The organism is Bacillus sp. SM2101, assembly GCF_018588585.1.
Lineage (GTDB): Bacteria > Bacillota > Bacilli > Bacillales > SM2101 > Nanhaiella > Nanhaiella sioensis.
In genome coordinates, this window is the sequence record NZ_JAEUFG010000003.1 from 208756 (window position 1) to 231361 (window position 22606).

Consider the following 22606-nt stretch of genomic DNA (forward strand, 5'->3'; position numbering starts at 1 on the left):
GTCCTTTTCTTAAACAAATTACTATTTTTACTAAATTAGCTTAGATTTAAGAGCTTTTATGGGGTTTTAACAGTTGTAAAGGAAAGGTCTGTTAACCCCTCGTTTTGTATTTGAGTTTATCCCTTATTATAAAGCAACCTATGTGAATTAAATAGTTGGAACGATACAATTTAGGAATTTGTATTTAAGCACAATTGCAGTTAAACTTGCTAAAGAAAAGTAAAGCAATAAGTAATTAATTCGAAAGTTTTTATTACCAATTTGACTTTCTGGCTTGATTTATAAACCATTGGAGGATTTACATAAGATGCTAAAGATATTTACTACTCAGCTAAGCGGAATATTTACTAAAATTATTAATAATGAAGAGTTCCAAATTGAGGATGGAGCTAGATTATTGGCACAAGCAAAATTCGGTGATGGTTCAATATACCTACATGGAGTGAATGAAATGGAAGCAATTTCAATTGAATCCTCAATTGGTGCGGAGCCATTATTACACATAAAAGAGCTACCCTCAATCAATCACTTCAATTCCCTTAATGAGACAGATAGAGTACTATTGATCACGCGATTCTCAACCGATGAAGCAGCAATTAATATAGCATTAGCATTAAGAAAAAGAGGCATCCCTACTGTTGCAATATGCAACGTCGCAACACCAGATAACGATGAAATTACACTCTCTAACATAGCAGATATTGTTATCGATACGAAGTTAGCTAAACCTTTAATTACCAATAGCGATGGAACACGATTTGGCTTTCCTACAACTATGATAGCTTTATTTACTTATCATGCGCTAGCTTATACAATGCAAGAGATATTAGATGAATACTAAATCTTAACAAAATATATACCTTTCAGAATTATCGACAAAATTACATTGTCGGTTTTTATGACTTTTTGACTATTTTTTTGCTCATAAAAACAATAGAAGTGTGGATAAGTCTTATCAAACCCACATTCAAAAAATTTTTTAACCCATGACAGGTTTCTACACTCTTTTTGTAATTTTTGTAATAAACTTACCTTATTATAAATTTTATAACTGATATAGTCCTCCAGTAAATGGCTAACTTGTTGAAAAATAAGGGCGCAAAGTTACAGGTCTAAAGTTTCTTACCTCTCCCTAAAACTATTCAAATAGTTTTTGAGAAGAGGAAGTAACAATGATGGCTGTGCTACCTGGATTATTTTCTAAGGGAGGAAAAAATGGAGAGTGTAAAAAATAATTTTCGTTTAGATCGTGAATGGGTTGACTTAATATGTGAAGCATTAGATAGTAAACTTACAGTTGCAGAAATAAAAGAATTTTTACAACAGAATCAATCTCCTCAAAAAGAATTGCATACGAAAAAAGAATGCATAAAAGCCTAATGGAATTTATCCTCATTAGGCTTTTCTTGTTTTTTATTCACATTAACTCTTCGATGAACGTAGGCTGAAGTGGCATTAAGTCATCTACTCTTGAATATAACTAGCTTCGATTCCTCATACTTCATCATTTCACTAGAAGGCAAAAGGCTCCTTCTGGTGATATGCTTCCAGCGCTTGTCGGAACTACCAGTCGGCTACGCTTTTGTTACTATCCAGCTCCGCCTCCTAGTCCCTCGAGGTCGCTTCATCATTTCATCCGAAGGCAAATTACACCTTCATATGAAATGCTTCCAGCGCTTGTCGGAACTACCAGTCGGCTACGCTTTTGTTACTATTGAAGCTTGGATGAAGTCATGGAATAATCGTTGAGGCCTAGTTGGTCGTGACGTAAATTCCGGATGAAATTGTGATGCAACAAACCAAGGATGATCTTTTAATTCGATTATTTCTACAAGACGTCCATCAGGACTTGTCCCAGAAAATACAAACCCTTTTTCTTCAAGCATTTGGCGATATTGATTATTAAATTCATAGCGGTGACGATGGCGTTCATAAATTACTTCATCTTTATATGCTTCAGAGGCTTTTGTTCCATCTGATAATTTACATGGATAAAGACCTAATCTTAATGTGCCACCCAAATCCTCAATGTCCTTTTGCTCAGGCAATAAATCAATGACAGGATGCGGTGTTTCAGGATCTATTTCTGCAGAATGAGCACCTTGCAAGCCAACAACATTACGTGCAAATTCAACTGAAGCTAATTGCATCCCTAAACATATTCCTAAAAATGGAACCTTATTTTCACGCGCATACTGAATCGCTAAAATTTTTCCTTCAATACCACGGTCTCCGAAACCACCCGGTACCAAAATACCATCTGCTTCTGATAGTAGATTAACAACATTATCTTTCGTCACATGTTCTGAATTAATCCACTTAATATTGACATCTGTATCAAATGCATAACCTGCATGACGCATTGCCTCAACAACTGATATATATGCATCCTGTAATTCAACATACTTACCAACAAGGGCAATTGTTGTTTTATTCGAAAGGTTTTTCACCTTATTAACAAGCTCTTCCCATTCAGTCATATCAGCAGGTTTACAAGGTAACTTCAGGTGATCACATGTAATTTGATCCAGCTTTTGCTCTTGAACTGCAAGTGGTACAGAATACAATGTATCTGCATCACGCATTTCTACAACAGCCTTCGAATCAATATCGCAGAACAATGCAATTTTATCTTTCATATCATCAGATATCGGCATTTCTGTTCTAACAACGATAACATTAGGTTGAATTCCTAAGCTACGAAGCTCTTTTACACTATGTTGTGTAGGCTTTGTTTTCATTTCGCCAGCTGCTTTAAGGTATGGAACTAATGTACAATGAATGTACATTACATTGTCTCTTCCGATATCACTCTTAATTTGTCGTATAGCTTCTAAGAATGGTAAAGACTCGATGTCCCCTACTGTTCCACCGATTTCTGTAATAACAACATCAGCGTTTGTTTCTCGCCCAGCCCTAAAGACACGTTCTTTAATTTCATTCGTGATGTGTGGTATAACTTGAACAGTTCCACCTAAATAATCACCACGTCGTTCTTTTTTTAATACAGTTGAATAAATTTTCCCTGTTGTTACATTACTGTATTTATTCAAATTTATATCTATAAATCGTTCATAATGACCTAAATCTAAATCTGTTTCAGCTCCATCATCAGTAACAAAAACTTCTCCATGTTGATATGGACTCATCGTTCCAGGGTCGACATTAATATATGGATCAAACTTTTGAATGGTTACATTTAATCCTCTATTTTTTAATAATCTTCCCAATGATGCTGCTGTAATACCTTTCCCTAATGATGATACAACTCCGCCAGTAACGAAAATATATTTTGTCATTGTTTTTCCCCTTTCAAAATCCTATATATATGAGGATGTTCAAAAAGCACGATAAAAATTACTATTTAGTATCATTGCTTGTCGTTCACCCTTGCTTAATAGGTCCGCTAGATTGTATAAAACGGCAAAACCTTTATAACAGGGGATAATCATTTTTAGTGCACAGCACCATGGATTTCTTATCCTAAAAAATAAAAAATGCCCCTCTTACGAATATTCGTAAGGGAGCAGGATATTTTAATAGTTAAGATAAGTTCTTTTTTAAAGAGCCCAAAAAAGATTCTACCTAGTTCAATTATAAAAGTCAAGCGTATTATAAATCTTCCTCGTCATCTAAATCAAGATCTTCATCATCTTCTTCAAGATCGAAGTCTTCTTCAAGATCATCATCAGATTCCTCATCAAGGTCATCAATGTCATCTAAATCAAGCTCGATATCTTCTTCTTCAATATCGTCAAGGTCATCGAAACTCTCTTCTTCTACTTTTTTAGTAGCTTTTTCAGATGCTTTTTTCGATTTTTTCTTTTTCGATTTTACCGTAGGAGTTACTTCTTCTTCAATTTTTTCATAAGGGTACCAAGACCTTAATCCCCATAGATTTTCACCAACACAAATAAACCGCCCATCAATATTTATATCAGTATAAAATTGAGAAATTTTTGCGTTAATTTCATCTTGGGATAAATGAAGAGAAGCTGTAATGTCATTTACTAACTCTTTAAATATAATAGGTTTTTTTCTGCTTGATAAAATGTCAAATGCAATCTCAATAAGTGACATTTCTTTTAATTGGTCCAACGAATATTGTTTTAAACTCAAAAGGGACACTTCCTTTCATTGCTTCCACTCTAAGTAATACCATTCATTATAAACAAATTCAACCACTTTATGCTACTCAATTCTATGTATTTGTGAAAAATGTTAATTAATAGAACGAAAAGTCATACAGACAGTTCCCTCGAAGGCGCTTCAGCCATACAACCTGAAGGTAAAATAAACCTCCTTGTGTTGAGGGACCAGCGCCTTTCCCTCGAGGTCATAAGTCAAACCGACGAGAAGGTTAAAAAGCAACCTTCTGTCCGGCTCGCCTTATGCTTGTCGTCGATAAGCGGGCGCCTTTCGCTTTTCTTTTTGTCTAGCTCCGCCTCCTTGCCTCTCGAGTCGTTTCACCTTTTCACCAGAAGACATGAAGCGTCTTCAGTTGAAAAGGTTCCAACGCTTGTCGAGGCAGTTCAAGTCGGCTCCGCTTTTCTTCCTGTCCAGCTACAGTGCCTATCCCCTCGAGGTCACTTCGCCATTTCACCTAAAGGCAAAAAGCGCCTTTATATGTAATGACTCCAGTGCTTGTCGGGGATAAACAAGGCACTTTCGCTTTTCTTTTTACATATTACGGCGGTATTGGCCGCCTACTTCGTAGAGTGCTTTTGTAATTTGGCCTAGACTTGCTACTTTTACGGTTGTCATTAATTCTTCAAAGATATTTCCTCCGTTTTTTGCAGTAGACTTCAAATTTTCCAGCGCTTTATCTACAACATTTTCGTTCCGCTTTTGGAAGCTTGTTAAATTATGAATCTGCGTTTCTTTCTCTTCTTTAGTGGCTCGAGCTAGCTCCATATTATTAATATCATCTTCAGATGGAGGATTAGGATTCACGTACGTATTTACACCAATGATCGGCAAATCTCCAGAATGCTTTTTCATCTCATAATACATCGATTCTTCTTGGATTTTTCCTCGCTGATATTGTGTTTCCATCGCACCTAACACGCCACCTCGATCGTTGATACGATCAAATTCCTGTAGAACAGCTTCTTCAACTAAATCTGTAAGTTCCTCTACAATAAAAGATCCTTGCATTGGATTTTCATTTTTAGTTAATCCATGTTCTTTCGTAATAATCATTTGAATCGCCATTGCACGTCTTACAGATTCTTCAGTTGGAGTTGTAATCGCTTCGTCATACGCATTAGTGTGTAATGAATTACAATTATCATGAAGTGCCATCAGTGCTTGCAAAGTAGTCCGAATATCATTAAAATCAATTTCTTGGGCATGTAATGAACGCCCTGAAGTTTGAACATGATATTTTAGTTTTTGACTTCTTTCGTTTGCTCCATATTTATCACGCATAACAGTCGCCCAAATACGGCGAGCAACTCTACCAATTACAGTATACTCAGCGTCAAGACCATTGCTGAAAAAGAAAGAAAGATTTGGTGCAAAGTCATCAATATTCATACCACGACTCAAATAATACTCAACATACGTAAATCCATTGGATAACGTAAAGGCTAGCTGTGAAATAGGGTTTGCTCCCGCCTCAGCAATATGATAGCCAGAAATTGAAACAGAATAATAGTTTCGTACATTATTATTTATGAAATACTCTTGTATATCTCCCATCATTCGTAAAGCAAATTCTGTTGAAAATATACACGTATTTTGACCTTGGTCTTCTTTTAAAATATCTGCTTGAACAGTTCCACGAACATTGGCTAATGTTTTCACTTTAACTTCTTCAAGCTCATGTTCTGTCAACTGTCTTGATAATTCATGTTCAATTCTTTCGACTTGTTGGCTTATTGCAGTATTCATAAACATAGCTAAAATGATTGGAGCAGGGCCATTAATTGTCATAGAGACAGATGTGGAAGGGTGACATAGATCAAAACCTTTATATAGCTTGTTCATATCATCAAGCGTACAAATGCTTACACCACTTTCTCCAACTTTTCCATAAATATCAGGGCGATAATCTGGGTCCTCCCCATATAATGTAACTGAATCAAATGCTGTACTTAACCGTTTTGCCGCGTCATCCTTTGATAAATAATGGAACCTTTTATTTGTTCGCTCTGGTGTACCTTCACCAGCAAATTGACGCTTCGGATCTTCATTTTGACGTTTAAACGGAAATACGCCAGCTGAATATGGAAATGCCCCAGGTACATTCTCTTTGAAAACCCAGCGTAAAATCTCTCCAAAATCCTCGTATTTCGGCAAAGCGATTTTAGGTATGTCTAAGCCTGACAAGCTTTTCGTAGTTAACTCCGTTACTATTTCTTTCCCCCTAATCAATGAGGTAAATTGTTTAGAAGAATATTTTTTCTGTTGTTCGCCCCAACCTTCTAATATAGCCTTTGATTCCTTCGTTAGCATATTATCGAATTCATTTTTAATCGCTGTTAACGAGGAAATAACAGCCTCATTTCCTTCTTTTTCTTTCACACTTGCTATTGCACCATCAATTTGATAGAGCTTTCGAGCAATTTGCACTTGCTGTTCAGCCTTTTGATGATAGTCTCGCACTGTATCAGAAACTTCTCTTAAGTAATGACGTCGATCATTCGGAATAATGATATTCTGCTTTTCAACATCTGTTACCATTTGCAAATCAGTCGTCCAATTGGTACTATATTTTTCATTAATTTTGTTAACTAAAGCAACAAATAAAGTATTCGTACCAGGATCATTAAACTGACTAGCCATTGTAGCAAAAACTGGCATTTTATCTAGCTCTTGATCATACAACATATGACTGCGTTGATATTGCTTTTGCACTTGTCGTCTAGCATCCTCAGATCCTTTTCTTTCAAATTTATTAATGACTACCATATCTGCAAAATCTATCATATCAATTTTTTCTAACTGTGAAGGTGCGCCAAATTCACTCGTCATTACATACATGCTAAGATCACAAATTTCCGATATTTCTGCATCTCCTTGACCTATTCCACTCGTCTCTACGATGATAAGATCAAACCCAGCTGCCTTCACAATAGCTATTGAGTCATGAATAGCTAATGACAGCTCAGATTTTGAACCTCTTGTAGCTAAACTTCTCATATAGACGTTAGGAGAAAAAATTGCATTCATGCGTATACGATCTCCTAAAAGTGCTCCTCCAGTTTTTTGCTTTGTAGGATCTATAGATAAAACAGCCACTCTTATATTTGGAATTTCATTTATAAAACGACGAATAAGCTCATCGGTTAACGAGCTTTTCCCTGCACCTCCAGTACCAGTTATCCCAATAACTGGTACATGCTGTCCTAAATCCTTTATGCGTTCTAGAGTAGTAGAAACTAACTCGTCAGTTTCATTCACATTTATTTCGGCAGCAGTAATCATTTTAGCTATAGACCTACTATTTGTTGATTTTACCTCTTCTACTTCATCCGCTAACGAAGACGACATCGTAGGAAAATCACATTCTGCTAACATTTTGTTAATCATTCCTTGTAACCCTAAGTTCCTCCCATCATCAGGAGAAAATATTCCAGCAACGCCATACTCTTGTAGCTCTTTTATTTCACTTGGAATGATTACTCCACCACCACCACCGTATATACGGATGTGTGAAGCTCCTTTTTCTTTCAATAAATCGTACATATACTTAAAATACTCAACGTGACCACCTTGGTAAGAAGATATCGCTATACCTTGAACGTCCTCTTGAACAGCAGCATTTACTACCTCTTCCACAGATCTGTTATGACCAAGGTGAATGACCTCTGCGCCACTCGCTTGAAGAATTCGTCTCATAATGTTGATTGATGCATCGTGCCCATCAAACAAACTGGACGCTGTCACAAAACGAATATGGTTTGTTGGACGATATACTTGTTCAGTATCCATGGTGCCCCCCTCTTATTCCCTTTAGTAATAATTCCGTCTGAAGTTCTATATACTCCTCTAAACTATATAATTTCTGAAGTGCCCAGCGTCGAAAGCCCCACATTTGGCCTTGCACAAAGATATTATGTGCTAGCAACTTTATCGCCCTATCACTTAGATGAAATTCATTGTTTTCTACACAGCGATTGATAACACTTTCAAACATGCCAACCATCTCTATTTCTTTTTTTAGCACATAAGGCAACGCATCCTTAGAAAGTGATTTAGCCTCCTGATACATAACGAGTACTTCATCCTGCATTTCATCCATGACTTTAAAATAAGATGAAATAGCTAGTTTTAAGCTTTCAGTGGTCCCTTGCTTTGTATCGATATTTTCTTCTAAGCGGTTATGCACCTCATCATAAATACTGTCACATACTAAATAGAGAACATCCTCCTTCGTTCTGATGTATTCATATAAAGTTCCGATACTAAAACCAGAAGCCTTTGCTATCTCTCTTGTAGTTGTCCTATGAAAGCCTTTCGCCTTGAAAAGTGTTACTGCTCCTTTAATCATTTGGCTTCGTCTCTTTTTAACGAGTTGCTCATCCTTAACAGAAGCAAGCACCTCTCGTTTATTCATTGAATCACAACCTTCAGCCGAGATATATCTAAAGCATCGTTTGAAGAGTATATACCCTACCTCTACTACGATTATTTAAAAAGGTGGTGTGAGGATGAATCTACTCACACCATAAATTGGTATTATGCCATTACATTGTAGTTACCTAATTAGTTATTTCGTTAACATGCGTGATATTACAAGGCGTTGTATTTCTTGTGTTCCTTCATATATTTGGGTAATTTTTGCATCTCTCATAAAACGTTCAACTGGATATTCCTTCGTATAACCATACCCACCAAATACTTGTACAGCTTCAGTTGTCACATTCATAGCAGCATCTCCTGCAAATAACTTAGACATAGCAGACTCCTTACCGTATGGTAAACCCTCTGACTCTAACCAAGCTGCTTGATAAGTCAATAATCTAGCTGCTTCAATACTTGTTGCCATATCCGCTAGCTTAAAGCCTATCCCTTGCTGGGCAGCTATCGGTTTACCAAATTGATGCCTTTCCTTTGCATATTCAGTCGCCGCATCAAGTGCTCCCTGAGCAATACCAACTGCTTGCGCAGCAATGCCATTTCGCCCACCATCAAGTGTCATCATAGCAACTTTGAAGCCTTCTCCCTCTTGACCTAATAAATTCTCCTTAGGTACACGACATTCCTCAAAAATAATTTCAGTTGTTGGTGAGGAACGAATACCAAGCTTACTCTCCTTCTTACCTATAGAAAACCCTGGGAAATCTTTTTCAACAATAAACGCACTCGTGCCTTTATGTTTATGAGAAGGATCAGTTACTGCAAAAACAACGTAATAGTCTGCTATTCCACCATTCGTTATGAAAATTTTGGAGCCGTTTAGTACATAGCTGTCACCATCAAGTCTTGCAGTCGTTTTCATACCTCCTGCATCCGACCCAGATCCTGGTTCTGTTAAACCATAAGCACCTACCGCACTTCCTTGCGCCATTGGTGTTAAGTATTTTTGTTTTTGCTCTTCATTACCAAACTTAAAAATTGGCCAACCCGCTAAAGATGTGTGCGCAGATAATGTCACTGCTGTAGAAGCACATACCCGAGATAGCTCCTCTATCGCGATACAATAAGCCAAATAGTCACTACCAATTCCTCCGTATTCCTCTGGCCAAGGAATACCTGTCAAACCTAACTCTGCCATTTTTTTAAATATACCATGATCGTATCGTTCCTCTTCATCACGTTCTGCAGCAGTAGGCGCAACCTCATTTTTTGCAAAGTCCCGGACCATTTTGCGAATCATTTCATGCTCTTCAGATAATTTGAAATGCATATCAAAATCCCCCTTAAATTAAATAGAAAACGTTTACAAATGTTTGTTAATTACAATCCGTTGTATTTCACTTGTTCCCTCATAAATTTCAGTTACTTTGGCATCACGAAATAATCTTTCGACAGGATACTCCTTCGTATATCCATATCCACCAAATATTTGAATGGCTTCTGTTGCATTTTCCATAGCCGTTTTGGAAGCGAACAACTTAGCAATCGATGCTTCCTTGCTACATGGCAACTGATTTTCCCGTAAAAATGCAGCTTGATAGACAAGTAGTTTTGCAGCTTCAACATTTGTAGCCATATTTGCAAGTTTAAATCCGATCCCTTGCTGTGCAGCTATCGGCTTACCAAATTGTTGTCGTTCTTTGGCATAAGCAATTGCATGTTCTAAAGCTGCTTCTGCAATTCCTAGTGATTGAGCAGCAATGCCAATTCTTCCTACGTCAAGGTTTGCCATTGCAATCTTAAATCCTTGACCTTCTTCACCTAACAAGTTTTCAGCAGGAACCTTCATATCTTCAAAAGAAAGCTGGACTGTTCTCGACCCGTATAAACCCATTTTGTGTTCATCTTTACCAATTATTAAACCAGGTGTATCTTTGTCAACGATAAACGCTGAAATCCCCTTACTGCCTATATGATCTTTATTAGTGCGGGCAAATACGATATACGTGTCTGCTTCCCCGCCATTTGTAATAAAAATTTTCGAACCATTTATAATATAATAATCATCTTGCTTTTCTGCTCTCGTTTTTAAACTAGCGGCATCAGACCCTGCACTCGGTTCAGTCAAACAAAACGCTCCTAAATATTTCCCTGATGCAAGCTTAGGTATATATTTTTGTTTTTGTTCTTCATTCCCAAAATATAGAATCGGATTTGTTCCGACTGAAGTATGCACAGATAAAATGACTCCAACCGTAGCACTTACTTTAGACAGTTCGTGAATGGCAATAATATACGATGTAAAATCCATCGCAGCACCGCCATATTGTTCAGGAATAGTAATCCCCATGAGACCAAGATCCGCCATTTTATTTATGATGTGCCGAGGAAATACTCCTTGCTCCATTTGTTCAATGGACGGGGTAATTTCTGCTTGTGCAAAATCTTGAACCATCTTCCGCATCATTTCTTGTTCTTCTGTAAAATTCAGGTTCATTTTCTGTTCCCCCTTATCACTAATTACTCATACACATAAAAGCCACGGCCAGTTTTCTTTCCTAACCACCCAGCTTTCACATACTTTCTTAATAATGGGCATGGACGGTATTTGTCATCACCAAACCCTTCGTGTAATGTCTCCATAATGTACAAGCAAGTATCTAAACCAATGAAATCTGCAAGCGTTAAGGGGCCCATTGGATGGTTCATCCCTAACTTCATCACTTGGTCAATTGCCTCTTCGGATGCTACACCTTCATATAACGTATAAATCGCCTCATTAATCATAGGCATGAGAATTCTATTTGAAACAAACCCTGGAAAATCATTGACTTCTACAGGTGTTTTGTTCAGTTGGTGTGTCATCGCTTCAATCGCTTCGTACACCTCGTCGCTTGTAGCTAAACCACGAATAATTTCTACTAACTTCATAACTGGTACAGGATTCATAAAATGCATACCAATCACTTGTTCTGGACGTTTCGTTGCTGCAGCTATTTCAGTAATTGGAAGTGATGATGTATTTGTTGCTAAAATAGCATGTTCAGGAGCAATTTGATCGAGCTCAGCAAAAATTTGTGTCTTCACTTTCATATTTTCAACTGCTGCTTCAATGACTATATCAATGTCTTTTGCATCTTGTAATTGCTCTGAAGGAGTAATTCGATCTAATATCGTTTGTTTTTGTTCTAACGACATACGGTCTTTTTCTACTTGTCTCGATAAATTTTTCGAAATATTAGCTAAGCCGCGATTTACAAATTCTTCTTTAATATCATTGAGTATGACTGAGAAGCCTGCTGTCGCACATACTTGAGCAATACCAGACCCCATCTGTCCTGCTCCAATGACCATAACTTTTTTTATATTCATTTCTATACCCCCATACCTAAAGCTTAGTTAACAGCATTTATTGACCTTATTTAACTTCAACCATGATTGCATCCCCTTGGCCTCCACCGCTACAAATAGCAGCAATTCCTAAACCACCTCCACGACGCTTTAGCTCATGAATGAGTGTAATAATAATCCTAGCTCCACTAGCTCCAATTGGATGCCCAAGTGCTACTGCACCCCCATTTACATTCACTTTTTCTTGGTCAAGTGATGCTATTTTTCCACTTGCTAATGCCACAGCGGCGAATGCTTCATTAATCTCAAATAAATCGATATCGCCCACTGTTTTTCCAGTTTTTCGAAGGATTTCATTTATGACTAAACCAGGTGTCTTCGGAAAGTCTTTAGCTTCAACAGCGATAGCTGCATGCCCAACGATTGTTGCAAGAGGTTCTCTGCCTTCACGATGTGCCCTCTCTTCACTCATAAGAACTAGAGCTCCAGCTCCATCATTAACGCCTGGAGCATTACCTGCTGTAATCGTGCCAGTTTGGTCAAATACTGGCTTTAAAGTTGACAACTTTTCGATAGATGTATCTTTTCTAGGTGCTTCATCTTGCTCAACAATGATAGATTCTCCTCTTCGTTGAGGTACTTCAACAGATACTATTTCTTCAGCAAGCTTACCTGATTCAATTGCCGAAATAGCGCGTTGATGACTTCTGAAAGCCCATTGATCCTGCTCTCCTCTGCTAAGTTCAAATTCTACAGCTACCCCATTTCCATATGTACCCATATGTACTCCCGTGAAGCTACATGTTAAACCGTCGTGAATCATCAAATCTTTGACATCCGCATCACCCATTCTCATACCCCATCGAGCTTTTGGCATCATGTAAGGTGCATTACTCATCGATTCCATCCCACCAGCAACGATCACTTCTTCATCTCCAGCACGAATAATTTGATCAGCTAAAGTGACACTGCGTAAGCCTGATGCACAAACTTTATTGATCGTTTCAGTTTTTACCTCCCAAGGGATTCCAGCTAATTTAGAAGCTTGGCGTGAAGGAATTTGACCTTGTCCCCCTTGTAGCACAGAGCCTAGAATCACTTCATCTACATCTGAAGCTTCCACATTCGCACGTACTAGTGCTTCCTTTACAGCTATAGCGCCTAAATCAACAGCTTTTTTAGAACTTAGACCGCCTCCAAACTTTCCAAAAGGTGTACGAACCCCACTTAAAATAACTGTTTTCCCCATGTAAATCCCCTCCATAAATTTTGTGGTTTATTTAGTAAGCGTTTTCATTTTTGCATTAAAAAACTGTCTTCACATGAATCCGAAGCATCTGTTCTTGCTAATAACAATACCCATCCTATGGAATGTGGTTTGCTGGCGTAATTTGTACCAAAGCTACGAAAAGAGCCGAATAAGTAAAGGTCAATTCTCTCCTATACCACCTAAAACCGACCTACGTCTTGTCAGCAACGGTAGCATGTCGTTAACTATGATTCCTTTTATGAACCGATTCTTTACTTAGGAGGTGTAGAATGAAGCGACTCAGTACAGCTAGAACATGTACCAGCACCTTATGCTTGCCAAAAGAACTGCTCTGTATAGCTGACTGAACGCTCGCTCATTCATCTCCATTTGAAGGAGGTGTACTTAAGCACACCTCTAGATTACTAACTTTGATTTAGGGCGTTTTCGAATCAATTGTTGTTATTCGTATTAAGAAATAAACCGTACTCAACTAGTGTTCGTGGCATCTTTTTTTCTGTACAAAGATGACTAACAATATAAATCCAGTTTTGTGGTACTAAATTGATAACAATAGCAACAAAGTTTACGAAAAGAGCCTTAATTTATAACTCTATTGTACTGAAAAATAGTCAAAATAGAAATACTTTACTAAATTTTCTATCTGTTTTATGTTACTAAAATTTAAGATGCTACTTCTTCCGCACTACCAATGACTGATTTTTCTAGAAGTTCTGCAACATCATATGTTCCAATACGCTCTTCAACTTCCTTCGCCTTCGTGCCATCACTTAACATCGTTAAACAGTATGGACATCCAGAACTAATGACAGTTGGATTCACAGCTAATGCTTGCTCAGTTCTAGCCACATTTACGCGATTTCCTGTCGTTTCTTCCATCCACATCAGTCCTCCACCTGCTCCACAACACATACCTGTTTCGCGCTTGCGTTCCATCTCAATAAGCTCCACACCAGGGATAGCTTTTAAAATATCACGAGGTGGTTCATACACTTCATTGTATCTACCTAAATAACAAGAATCATGGAATGTAATTGTTTCTTTTACTTCGTGCTTAGGTACTAACTTCCCTTCTCTTACTAATTGATCTAATACCTCAGTATGATGGAATACTTCAGCTTCTAATCCGAAGTCTGGATACTCATTTTTGAAAGTATTATAAGCATGTGGGTCAATTGTTACAATCTTCTTCACATCATGTTTTTGTAGCTCAGCAATATTATTCGTAGCTAGTTCTTGGAATAAAAATTCGTTACCTAAGCGTCTTGGCGTATCACCTGAGTTTTTCTCTTTGTTACCAAGGATAGCAAATTTTACTCCCGCTTCATTCAATAGCTTAGCGAATGAAAGAGTTATTTTTTGGCTTCGATTATCAAACGCTCCCATCGAGCCCACCCATAATAAATATTCAAACTGTTCTCCAGCTTTTTTCATTTCTTTCACAGTTGGGATATTCACATCTTCACGAATATCACGCCATTTGTCTTTTTCTTTACGATTTAATCCCCATGGGTTACCTTGTCGCTCGATATTCGTCATTGCACGTTGCGCATCTGCATCCATTTTTCCTTCTGTAAGAACTAGATAACGGCGAAGGTCAATAATTTTATCTACATGTTCATTCATTACAGGACATTGATCTTCACAGTTCCTACACGTTGTACATGCCCATAACTCCTCCTCCGTAATGACATCACCAATTAAGCTCGGGTTATATGCAAGCTCTACAGCTGCTGCAGATTCATTCACACCTTTTCCAGCGCCAGATACAGCTAATTGATTCCCTTGAGTATTTGAAAATGCAAATGTTGGCACCCAAGGAGCTTGTGAAGTAATAGCTGCTCCCTTATCAGTTAAATGATCTCGTAGCTTTAAAATGATATCCATCGGTGAGAGCATTTTTCCTGTCCCTGTTGCAGGACACATATTCGTACAGCGTCCACACTCAACACATGCGTATAAATCAATTAATTGTGTTTGAGTAAAGTCTTCAATTTTCCCTACCCCATAAGTTTCTTGCGTTTCATCTTCAAAATCGATCTTTTCAAGCTTTCCAGGGTTTGATAAACGATTAAAAAATACATTGGCAGGACCTGCAATAAGATGAGCATGCTTAGATTGTGGTACGTAAACTAAAAACGTTAATAAAATAAGTAAATGAATCCACCATGACACATAAAAGACAACGATTGAAGCTGTTTCACCAATCCCTCCAAAAAGGTATGCTATCGACGAAGCAACTGGCTCACTCCACGATAACTCTTCACCATGCCATACTAGCCCCATGCCATTACCAAGAAGAACTGAAAGCATTAAGCCACCGATAAATATAAGCACTAAACCTGACTTAAATCCTCTTTTTAAACGAACAAGCTTTTCAATATAACGGCGATAAAATGCCCAAATAACGGCAACTAAAATGACTAAAGTAACAAGCTCTTGAAAAAAAGTAAACGCAGGATATATAGGTCCTAGAGGTAAATGAGAACCTGGCTTTAATCCTTTCCAAATAAAATCAATCGCTCCAAATTGAACGAGGATAAAACCATAAAAGAACATGACATGAATTACGCCACTTTTTTTATCCTTCAATAATTTTTTTTGCCCAAACACGTTTACCCATATTTTATTCAGGCGTTCTTTATATTTTTTATCAAATTCAACCTTCTTTCCTAACTTTATATACGCAATTCTTGTTTTCACAAGGTATGCAAATAAATATAAACCGTAAGCGGTTACAAGTAGGAATGCTATTAAATTAATGATTAGTAGATTCTCCACGGTAGTAATCTCCCCTCAAATAATTAATTTTCTGACTAATATTATAATTCCATTATATAATGAATGAGCATTCAGTCAATATTTTTTATATAAATAATGAACTCTTATTATTTTTTGCAAAAAATAAAATCAGCTAAAATCGGTAAAAATAACACAATGATGTATTGGATGGAGGGATAAATGAATGAAATTTGTTCTTTTTCTAGCAATTTTGTTGTTACTCTTAATTATGTGGGTACGTTTGGATTTAAAACTTGGACGACATAAGTATATGAAAAAAGTAACGGATAAAACATATCCATTACATCAAGGTGAGTTAACTTTGTTTACAAATGGTCATGAATTCTTCAATGATTATTTTCAATACATTAGAAACGCAGAAACACACATTCATGTGCTATTTTTTATTATTAAAAATGATGAGATTAGCTCAGAATTTTTCTCATTATTAAAGCAAAAAGCAAGGGAAGGCGTTGAGGTTCGTTTACAAGTAGACTGGCTCGGTGGTTTTAAAGTTTCTAAACAAATTGTACGGTCTTTACGTGAAAATGGAATCTCCTTCTCTTATAGCAACACCCCTAAGTTCCCATTCTTTTTTTATACACTAAATAGACGTAATCATCGAAAAATAACAATTATAGATGGAAAGGTTGGCTATCTAGGTGGGTTTAACGTTGGAAGAGAATACTTAGGGAGAGATCCTAAAATGGGATTTTGGCGTGATTATCATTTAAAAATTATCGGAGAAGGAGTTGTTGACTTACAAAAACAGTTTAATAAAGATTGGTATTCGGCAACAAAAGAAAAGCTTAAAGACGAACCAAAGAAGATAAAGTTAAACGATGATTCCATTGTATTACACCGTATCGTACCATCTGATGGTGCATTTCTAAAAGAATCTTTCATTACAATGATAAAACAAGCTAAAAGAGAAATTTATATAGGGACCCCCTACTTTATTCCTGGTAAAGAAATTGTCAATGAATTACTTGCTGCAGCAAAGAGAGGAGTGAACATCAATATTCTCGTCCCAATGAAAGCTGATCATCCATTTGTTAAAGAAGCTGCATATCCATTCTTTAAGCCATTGCTCGTTGCTGGTTGTCATATATTTCGGTTTTATAACGGATTCTATCATGCAAAAGTCGTAGCAATCGATGATGACATATGTGATATCGGGACTGCAAACTTTGACAAAAGGAGTTTTTTTATCAACCATGAAATCAACTGCTTTATTTATGATGAGAAATTTAATGAACAAGTGAAGACGACAATAAAAAAAGACATTCAGCTTGCAGAACCATTAACAATTGATTACTTTACAAAACGCTCGTTACTAGATCAAGGTAAAGAATCTTTTTCAACATTAATCAATGGTTTTTTATAAGAAAAGCGAAAGTGCCTTGTTTATCCCCGACAAGCGCTGGAGGCATTTCTCAAGAAGTCGCTTTTTGACTTCATGTGAAATGGTGAAGCGACTCGAGGGGATAGGCACTGTAGCTGGACAGAAAGAAAAGCGAAAGTGCCTTGTTTATCCCCGACAAGCACTGGAAGCATTTCATAAGAAGGCGTTTTTTGCCTTCGGATGAAATGGTGAAGTGACCTCGAGGGGATAGGCACTGTAGCTGGACAGGAAGAAAAGCGGAGCCGACTGCTTAGTCCCGACAAGCACTGGAGTCATTTCATATGAAGGCGCTTTTTCGCCTTCGGATGAAATGGTGAAGTGACCTCGAGGGACTAGGAGGCGGAGCTGGACAGGAAGAAAAGCGGAGCCGACTGCTTAGTCCCGACAAGCACTGGAAGCATTTCATAAGAAGGCGTTTTTTGCCTTCGGATGAAATGGTGAAGTGACCTCGAGGGACTAGGAGGCGGAGCTGGACAGGAAGAAAAGCGCAGCCGACTTGAACTGCCTCCACAAGCGCTGGAACCTTTTCAACTAAAGACGCTTTATGTCTTCTGGTGAGAAGGTGAAACGACTCGAGAGGCAAGGTGATGGAGCTGGACAAAATACAAGCGGAAGCACCTTGGTCATCCCCGACAAGCGCTGGAAGCATTCACGAGAAGTCGCTTTTTGACTTCATGTGAAATGATGAAGCGACTCAAGGGGATAGGTGATGGAGTTGGACAAAAAGAACAGCGGAAGCTCCTTGATCATTCTCTATAAGCGTTAAATCATTTTTTATTTCATGTGAAATTGCAAAGTACGAATCCATAGACAACCCAACAGAAAGACGCTGAATCCTAAACAAACGAAAGGATAGTATTTTTACTATCCTTTCGTTAATATAATATACTATAAAAATCGTTGACCACTTGCGATAAACTACATTTGCTCAGGTGCTGAAACTCCTACTATAGATAGTGCACTCCGTAAAGTTATTTGCACTGCTTTCATAAGCGCAAGGCGAGCTTTACTTTGTTCTTTATTTTCTATGTTTATCACTTTTTCAGCATTATAAAAACTATGCAATGCTGTAGAAAGATCATAAATATAATTTGTTATACGATGTGGAATGCGCTTTTGTGCTGCTTCACTTACAGCTATTGGATATTCCCCTAACTTTTTGAGAAGGTCAATTTCCTTTTCAGATATAATGTGTTGTAAAGCAATTTCTTCATCAATTAATAAGCCTTGCTCCTCACCTTGACGTAGCATACTACAAATTCGTGCATGAGCATATTGGGCATAGTATACGGGATTTTCATTAGACTTTGATACCGCTAAATCAAGATCAAAATCAAGGTGTGAATCTGGGCTGCGCATCGCAAAGAAATAACGAACTGCGTCAAGACCAACCTCATCAATGAGCTCTCGCATTGTAACAGCTTTACCAGTACGTTTACTCATTTTGACCTTTTCCCCATTTTTAAATAAGTTAACCATTTGTATGATTTCTACTTCAAGTGTATCTTTTTCATACCCTAGTGCTTGTATAGCTGCTTTCATTCTTGGAATATAACCGTGGTGATCTGCTCCCCAAATATTAATCAGCTTTTCAAAGCCACGATCCAACTTATCTTGATGGTAAGCAATATCTGGAGTTAGATACGTATATGAGCCATCATTTTTGATTAACACGCGATCCTTGTCATCACCAAAAGTTGTGGAGCGGAACCATGTTGCACCATCCTCTTCATATACATGTCCATTTTCACGCAATGCATTAAGTGCTGTATCAATTTTACCGTTTTCATATAATGAAGTTTCTGAGAACCATTTGTCAAAGGAAACTCTAAACGCTTCAAGATCCTTTTGCAGTTTACTAAGCTCAAACTGTAAACCATACTCGCGAAAATATGTAAATCGTTCATTTTCATCCATATGAACAAATTTATCACCATGTTGCTCTGCAAGCTCTTTTCCAATTCCAATAATATCTTCCCCATGATAACCGTCTTCTGGCATGTCTTGCTGCATCCCAAGTGCCTGCATGTACCGTGCTTCTACAGAGTAAGCTAAATTATTGATTTGGTTGCCAGCATCATTTATATAATATTCTCTACTAACATCATATCCTGCCTTTGCCAAAACATTAGATAATGTATCACCCACCGCTGCGCCGCGTGCATGACCTAAATGAAGATCGCCTGTTGGATTCGCTGATACGAACTCTACTTGAATGGTTTCTTTTCGACCAACATTTGTCTCTCCATATGAATCACCAGCCTTTAATATCGTTGGAATTAACTCGGTTAAATAGCTGTTGTTCATGTGAAAATTAATAAATCCTGGGCCAGCTATGTCAATTTTTTCAATAGATGCCTTTGATTTGTCGAAATTATTCACTAGCTCTTCTGCAATCATTCGAGGAGCTTTTTTAGCGATTCTAGCAAGCTGCATTGCCATATTTGTAGAATAATCACCGTGTACCTTCTCTTTAGGTATTTCTAGAATAACCTCTGGAAGTTGCTCTCTTGTAGCTAACCCTGCCTTAACGACAGCTTCAGATATTTCATCCTTCAATCGATCCTTTACTTGCTCAACAATGTTCATATTTGTTCCTCCCTAAATTGTATCGTTACATTGTACCGTCCAGCTAATTCTCCTTGTATTCGTAACAAATATGTTAACAACAAGTATCCACTTTTCTTATCTTCAGTCCACTCGTACTTTATTTGTTCAGTTGTAGTAACCATTTCAAATAAGCCAATTTCATTTCGATACTTTCCGTATGTTTCCTTATGTTGCTGAAAATACTGCTTCATTGATACGGCACCTTTACGCATAATCAGCACATCACCATGTTCATTTATTTTAACAATCGTTTTAATTTCATGTGGTGCTTCACTTTCATTAAAAGACAAATATGTAGTTTTTCCTTTTATGTAGTATAAACCATTTGTCGTAAAAGCAACACGATCGCTTTTTGAGCCATCTTTTATTTCAGAAACAAAATTAACTTTAATTGGAATACCTTTTCCATCTGATTGAACCAAAATATACACTTCCTCAAACGTACGTTATTGACTTAAATAGTATAATGATTCTTAAAAAAAAGTTCAAATACATTTGCTAGTTTTCACTCGGATTTGCTGTTTCTATCCGATTGTTCAATTTCCATTATCAACTTTTCCAGTTAATCTTAATGTTACCATTTCAAATTAGTAGTTAATACCAGATCATTGACTTACTATAGTAAACTTGAGCGCTTTTATTAGCCGAATTATACCTCTTACTGTTCAAATTGAGTCGTTTATTGTCCATACTCGGCGCTTTACTGTCCAAAATAAAGACTTTACTGTCCGAACTCATTTCGCTATTAAAGAAAAAACTGAACTTTTTTAACAAATAGTTCAGTCTTTACACAAATTTTGAATGGATTTAAATTCAATAACATCAAAGCGCAGGATACGTAATTACTGTCTTTGAAACATTACTTCTTTACCCAACCGAGTAAAATTTCACGCACGAATTTACTAGCAGCAATTTGTGTTTGTTCAGTTGGATCATACGCAGGTGCTACCTCTACTAGATCAGCGCCTATAATATTTAGCTTAGAATTAGAAATAAGTGTAATGGCATCCAATAGCTCTTTTGAAGTAATTCCTCCCGCTTCAGCAGTACCTGTTCCAGGAGCATGGGCAGGGTCTAAGACGTCAATATCTATCGTTACATATACATTCCGACCAGCAAGTTTAGGTAATACTTCTTTCAAAGGCTCAACCACATCAAATTTAGCCATATACATGCCTGAATCCTTTGCAAATTGGAATTCTTCCTTCATTCCTGAACGAATGCCGAAAGAATACACATTTTCTGCCCCAATCAGTTCACATGCTTTTCGAATTGGAGTTGAATGTGATAAAGGCTCACCTTCATATTCTTCTCGTAAATCAGCATGTGCATCTATATGAATAATTGCCATATCCTGATATTTGTTGTACATCGCTTTAAAAACCGGCCACGAAACAAGATGCTCGCCACCTAATCCAAGTGGAAACTTATTAGCTTGTAGTACTTTCGTTACAAATTCTTCAATCATTTCTAGACTTCTCGCGGGATTTCCGAATGGAAGTGGAATGTCTCCAGCATCGTAATATTTCACTTCATCTAAATGCCTATCTACATACGGACTATACTCCTCTAGCCCAAGTGACACTTCACGAATACGAGCAGGACCAAATCTTGATCCTGGTCGGAAGCTAACTGTCCAGTCCATTGGCATTCCATAGATCACAGCATCACTTTCTTCGACTAGTGGATGGCTGTTAATAAAAACATTTCCTGAATAAGCTTCATCAAAACGCATTTTGCTTCCCCCATTCTAAAGATACTTCATTATTGTAAACTACTTCGTTAAGTCACTAACAAATTTCGGAAGGACAAAAGCTGCTTTATGAAGCTCTTGCGTATAATATTTCGTATCAATATCATGAAATCTACCATCTTCTACTTGAAGTGGATCATATTTCTTTGAACCTAATGTAAATGTCCATAGACCGCTTGGATATGTCGGTATATTTGCAGTATATAGACGAGTTAGTGGGAAAATTTCTTTCACATCTTTTTGTACAGTTGCAATTAATTCTGGCTTAAACCATGGATTATCTGTCTGAGCAACAAAGATCCCATCCTCTTTTAAGGCTTTTGAAATCCCTGCATAAAAACCCTTTGAAAATAGATTGACTGCAGGTCCAACTGGTTCAGTTGAGTCTACCATAATAACATCATACTCATTTTCACTTTCGGCAATATGCATGAAGCCATCACCGACTATGACTTCTACTCGTGGATTGTCAAAGTGGCTCGCAATGCTCGGTAAGTATTTCTTTGAATACTCAATAACTTTACCATCTATTTCCACTAAAGTGACTTTTTTTACACTTGGGTGCTTAAGAACTTCACGGATTACCCCTCCATCTCCACCGCCTACAACTAGTACATTTTCTGGATTAGGGTGAGAAAATAACGGTACATGGGCAACCATTTCATGATAAACAAATTCGTCCTTTTCAGTTGTCATAACCATGCCATCAAGAACGAGCATATTTCCAAATTGTTCAGTTTCGTTCATATCTAATTTTTGAAAGTCAGTTTGCTCTGTATGTAAAGTACGCTTAATTTTCGCTGTTATTCCATAACTCTCAGTTTGTTTTTCTGTAAACCATAGTTCCATTTATTCCTCTTCCTTTCTATCTTTAAGCTTCTATTAGTTTTCCCAAACATGATCAGGAAAT

17 protein-coding genes and 1 riboswitch are annotated in these 22606 nt (G+C 37.3%); of the genes, 4 read left to right on the forward strand and 13 right to left on the reverse strand.

The window, feature by feature from the left end:
* The first annotated feature begins 307 nt into the window (after positions 1 to 307).
* Together JM172_RS04480 and JM172_RS04485 are read left to right on the forward strand one after the other, a co-directional pair.
* Entirely contained in the window at positions 308 to 841 is a 534-nt protein-coding gene (locus tag JM172_RS04480; RefSeq protein ID WP_214480894.1) for a DUF2529 family protein, read from the forward strand.
* 222 nt (positions 842 to 1063) lie between these two features.
* Positions 1064 to 1192, forward strand: a riboswitch (cyclic di-GMP riboswitch).
* Positions 1193 to 1215: 23 nt separating this feature from the next.
* Positions 1216 to 1380, forward strand: a complete 165-nt coding sequence (locus JM172_RS04485) for an anti-repressor SinI family protein (RefSeq protein WP_214480895.1) — start codon at positions 1216 to 1218, stop codon at positions 1378 to 1380.
* A 317-nt stretch (positions 1381 to 1697) separates the two neighbouring features.
* Here the strand turns inward: JM172_RS04485 and JM172_RS04490 are convergent, their stop codons facing one another.
* The 9 genes from JM172_RS04490 to JM172_RS04530 all read right to left on the reverse strand — a co-directional run bounded on the left by JM172_RS04490 (position 1698) and on the right by JM172_RS04530 (position 15928).
* Positions 1698 to 3299: a CTP synthase gene (locus tag JM172_RS04490; RefSeq protein WP_214480896.1), complete on the reverse strand. Its 1602-nt coding sequence runs from the start codon at positions 3297 to 3299 to the stop codon at positions 1698 to 1700.
* Between the two features lie 313 nt (positions 3300 to 3612).
* The gene (rpoE, locus tag JM172_RS04495; protein WP_214480897.1) at positions 3613 to 4119 is read right to left on the reverse strand and encodes a DNA-directed RNA polymerase subunit delta; all 507 of its coding nucleotides are present in this window, start codon (positions 4117 to 4119) and stop codon (positions 3613 to 3615) included.
* 561 nt (positions 4120 to 4680) lie between these two features.
* Positions 4681 to 7938: a fused isobutyryl-CoA mutase/GTPase IcmF gene (icmF, locus tag JM172_RS04500; protein ID WP_214480898.1), complete on the reverse strand. Its 3258-nt coding sequence runs from the start codon at positions 7936 to 7938 to the stop codon at positions 4681 to 4683.
* A complete protein-coding gene (locus tag JM172_RS04505; RefSeq protein WP_214480899.1) occupies positions 7928 to 8563 on the reverse strand; it encodes a TetR/AcrR family transcriptional regulator in 636 nt (211 codons plus the stop codon). The genes icmF and JM172_RS04505 overlap by 11 nt, the downstream gene beginning before the upstream one ends.
* Before the next feature lie 153 nt (positions 8564 to 8716).
* Positions 8717 to 9856, reverse strand: a complete 1140-nt coding sequence (locus JM172_RS04510; RefSeq protein WP_214480900.1) for an acyl-CoA dehydrogenase — start codon at positions 9854 to 9856, stop codon at positions 8717 to 8719.
* Between the two features lie 33 nt (positions 9857 to 9889).
* Entirely contained in the window at positions 9890 to 11023 is a 1134-nt protein-coding gene (locus JM172_RS04515; protein WP_214480901.1) for an acyl-CoA dehydrogenase, read from the reverse strand.
* 23 nt (positions 11024 to 11046) lie between these two features.
* Entirely contained in the window at positions 11047 to 11898 is an 852-nt protein-coding gene (locus JM172_RS04520) for a 3-hydroxybutyryl-CoA dehydrogenase (RefSeq protein WP_214480902.1), read from the reverse strand.
* 46 nt (positions 11899 to 11944) lie between these two features.
* Positions 11945 to 13126: an acetyl-CoA C-acetyltransferase gene (locus JM172_RS04525; protein WP_214480903.1), complete on the reverse strand. Its 1182-nt coding sequence runs from the start codon at positions 13124 to 13126 to the stop codon at positions 11945 to 11947.
* Positions 13127 to 13810: 684 nt separating this feature from the next.
* Positions 13811 to 15928: a (Fe-S)-binding protein gene (locus JM172_RS04530; RefSeq protein ID WP_214480904.1), complete on the reverse strand. Its 2118-nt coding sequence runs from the start codon at positions 15926 to 15928 to the stop codon at positions 13811 to 13813.
* A gap of 184 nt (positions 15929 to 16112) precedes the next feature.
* Between JM172_RS04530 and cls the strand changes: the two genes are divergently transcribed.
* Complete coding sequence (cls, locus tag JM172_RS04535; protein WP_214480905.1) at positions 16113 to 17315, forward strand: cardiolipin synthase; 1203 nt, start codon at positions 16113 to 16115, stop codon at positions 17313 to 17315.
* 64 nt (positions 17316 to 17379) lie between these two features.
* Positions 17380 to 17517: a hypothetical protein gene (locus tag JM172_RS04540; protein ID WP_214480906.1), complete on the forward strand. Its 138-nt coding sequence runs from the start codon at positions 17380 to 17382 to the stop codon at positions 17515 to 17517.
* Positions 17518 to 18251: 734 nt separating this feature from the next.
* Here the strand turns inward: JM172_RS04540 and argS are convergent.
* From argS to speE, 4 genes are all read right to left on the reverse strand, one after another.
* A complete protein-coding gene (argS, locus tag JM172_RS04545; RefSeq protein ID WP_214480907.1) occupies positions 18252 to 19922 on the reverse strand; it encodes an arginine--tRNA ligase in 1671 nt (556 codons plus the stop codon).
* Positions 19919 to 20365: a YwiB family protein gene (locus tag JM172_RS04550; protein ID WP_214480908.1), complete on the reverse strand. Its 447-nt coding sequence runs from the start codon at positions 20363 to 20365 to the stop codon at positions 19919 to 19921. The genes argS and JM172_RS04550 overlap by 4 nt, the downstream gene beginning before the upstream one ends.
* 437 nt (positions 20366 to 20802) lie before the next feature.
* Positions 20803 to 21678 carry an agmatinase gene (gene speB, locus JM172_RS04555; protein WP_214480909.1) on the reverse strand — a complete coding sequence of 292 codons (876 nt, stop codon included), beginning with the start codon at positions 21676 to 21678 and terminating at the stop codon, positions 20803 to 20805.
* 39 nt (positions 21679 to 21717) lie between these two features.
* Positions 21718 to 22545 carry a polyamine aminopropyltransferase gene (speE, locus tag JM172_RS04560; protein WP_214480910.1) on the reverse strand — a complete coding sequence of 276 codons (828 nt, stop codon included), beginning with the start codon at positions 22543 to 22545 and terminating at the stop codon, positions 21718 to 21720.
* Between the last annotated feature and the right edge of the window lie 61 nt (positions 22546 to 22606).